The organism is Hydrogenophaga sp. (assembly GCF_041633695.1).
GTDB lineage: Bacteria > Pseudomonadota > Gammaproteobacteria > Burkholderiales > Burkholderiaceae_C > Hydrogenophaga.
Genome location: NZ_JBFJMY010000550.1, coordinates 1 through 2,480, shown reverse-complemented (window position 1 = coordinate 2,480; position 2,480 = coordinate 1). Strand labels below are relative to the sequence as shown.

The following is a 2,480-nucleotide window of genomic DNA, read 5'->3' as shown; positions in this document are numbered from 1 at the left end:
GGATTTCGCGCAGCAGCAACACGTCTTCGGGCGTCGGCGCAGGTGCGGCGGGCGCGGCTGCTTCGGCTTTCTTCAGCCGGTTCACCTGCTTGACCATCAAGAAGATGATGAACGCCAGGATGATGAAGTTGATGGCCACCGTGATGAAGTTGCCGTAGGCCAGCGTGGGTACGCCGGCTTCCTTCAGGGCCGCCAGGGTTGGCGCGGTGCCGTCGGGCACTTTGCCCATGGCGATGTACAGATTGGTGAAATCGAGGTTGCCGAAAATCGCACCGACGATGGGCATGATCACGTCGTCGACCAGCGAGGCGACGATTTTGCCAAAGGCGCCACCGATGATCACACCGACGGCCAAGTCGATCACATTGCCCTTGACGGCAAATTCCTTGAATTCCTGCATCATGCTCATGGGTGTCTCCAGACGGTTGTTCAAGCCACTATTTGACACCACCGCGCGCCGAAAGGCGCATGCGGACACCCGAGTTGGCCGGGCAATCCCAAATACCGCACCCGGGTGTCGCGGATGCACCCATATCCATACGAGCGTTCGCCGTGTCCTGCCCAAGCGCCGATACGCCCGCGCGCGGGAAATGACCCTGTTACCGTCCGGTACAATGCAGGGTTGTCCCTAGTGAACCCCGTCTCGAACTCTCATTGAAAGATCCCCATGAGTGAAGCAACCGTCGCCCCGACTGTCGATAACAGCCGCCGCACTTGGCTGATCACCTCCTGCGCCATGGGTGGCGTGGGTGCCGCTGCGGTTGCAGTTCCGTTTGTGAGCAGCTTCCAGCCGTCCGAAAAAGCCAAGGCTGCGGGCGCCGCGATTGAAGTGGATATCTCCGGTGTTCAGCCGGGTGAAAAAAAGGTGGTGGAATGGCGCGGCAAGCCCGTCTGGATCATGCGCCGCACGCCCGAGCAACTGGCCTCGCTGGAAACGGATGAGCCCTTGTTGGCCGACCCGAACTCCGAGCGCAACGCCTTCCCCACGCCGGAATACGCCAAGAACCGCCACCGCTCGATCAAGCCCGAAGTGCTGGTCGCGATCGGCATTTGCACCCATCTGGGTTGCTCCCCAGGCGACAAGTTCACGCCCGGCGCGCAGCCTTCGCTGCCGGCCGACTGGCCAGGTGGATTCCTCTGTGCTTGCCACGGCTCGACCTTCGATCTGGCGGGCCGTGTGTTCAAGAACAAGCCGGCGCCGGACAACCTGGAAGTGCCTCCGCACTACTACCTGTCCGACAACATGTTGATGATCGGCGAAGACAAAAAAGCCTGATCTGCTGACCACTCTCACCCAGCAGACAACCGACCACAGAGGCAACCATGGCTGAATTCAAACAAGTATCTCCAGACGCGCCGTTGAGCGAAAAAACGCTCAACTGGATCGACAACCGCTTTCCCTTGTCCAAGCTCTTCAACGAGCACATGGCCGAGTACTACGCCCCCAAGAACTTCAACTGGTGGTACATCTTCGGCTCGCTGGCGCTGCTGGTGCTGGTGATCCAGATCGTCACCGGCATTTTTCTGGTGATGCACTACAAGCCCGATGCGAGCCTGGCGTTCGCCTCCGTCGAGTACATCATGCGCGACGTGCCCTGGGGCTGGCTGATCCGCTACATGCACTCCACCGGCGCCAGCGCCTTCTTTGTGGTGGTTTACCTGCACATGTACCGGGGCCTCATCTACGGTTCGTACCGCAAGCCGCGTGAGCTGGTCTGGGTCTTTGGTTGCGCCATTTTCCTGGTGCTCATGGCCGAGGCTTTCATGGGCTATCTGCTGCCCTGGGGCCAGATGAGCTACTGGGGCGCGCAGGTGATCGTGAACCTGTTTTCCGCCATCCCCTTCATCGGCCCCGATCTGGCCTTGCTGATCCGTGGTGACTTCGTGGTGGGCGACGCCACGCTGAACCGCTTCTTCAGCTTCCACGTCATTGCCGTGCCGCTGGTCTTGCTGGGGCTGGTGGTGGCGCACATCATCGCCTTGCACGAAGTGGGCTCCAACAACCCCGACGGTGTGGAGATCAAGGACACCAAAGACGCCAAAGGTATTCCGCTGGATGGCGTGCCTTTCCACCCTTATTACAGCGTGCACGACATCTTTGGCGTCTCGCTGTTCCTGATGGTGTTCTCGGCCATCATCTTCTTCGCGCCCGAATTCGGCGGCTACTTCCTGGAGTTCAACAACTTCATCCCGGCCGATCCGCTGGTGACGCCGCTGCACATCGCCCCGGTCTGGTATTTCACGCCGTTCTATTCAATGCTGCGTGCCATCACTTCCGAAATGACCTATGCCTTGATGGCCTGCGTCGTGCTGGGTGCCGTGCTGGGTGTGCTCAAAGCAAAGTTGAACGGTCTCGTCAAGGTCGGCATCCTGGGCGGCGCCGTGGTTCTGGTGGCCTTGCTGTTTGCCATTGACGCCAAGTTCTGGGGCGTGGTGGCCATGGGTGGTGCGGTCATCATCCTGTTCTTCCTGCCCTGGCT

3 protein-coding genes are annotated in these 2,480 nt (G+C 60.2%); 2 read left to right on the top strand and 1 reads right to left on the bottom strand.

The features are described 5' to 3' along the window. Window positions 1-409, bottom strand: a 409-nt coding sequence (gene mscL / locus ABYB95_RS21530) for a large conductance mechanosensitive channel protein MscL (protein WP_372661752.1), incomplete at its 3' end; no start/stop codon positions are given. 258 nt (window positions 410-667) lie between these two features. Here mscL and petA point away from each other — a divergent pair. Together petA and ABYB95_RS21520 are read left to right on the top strand one after the other, a co-directional pair. Continuing rightward, window positions 668-1,276, top strand: a complete 609-nt coding sequence (gene petA / locus ABYB95_RS21525) for a ubiquinol-cytochrome c reductase iron-sulfur subunit (RefSeq protein WP_372661749.1) — start codon at window positions 668-670, stop codon at window positions 1,274-1,276. A gap of 47 nt (window positions 1,277-1,323) precedes the next feature. Further along, window positions 1,324-2,480: cytochrome bc complex cytochrome b subunit (locus tag ABYB95_RS21520; protein WP_372661746.1), on the top strand; the 1,157-nt coding region annotated here is incomplete at its 3' end.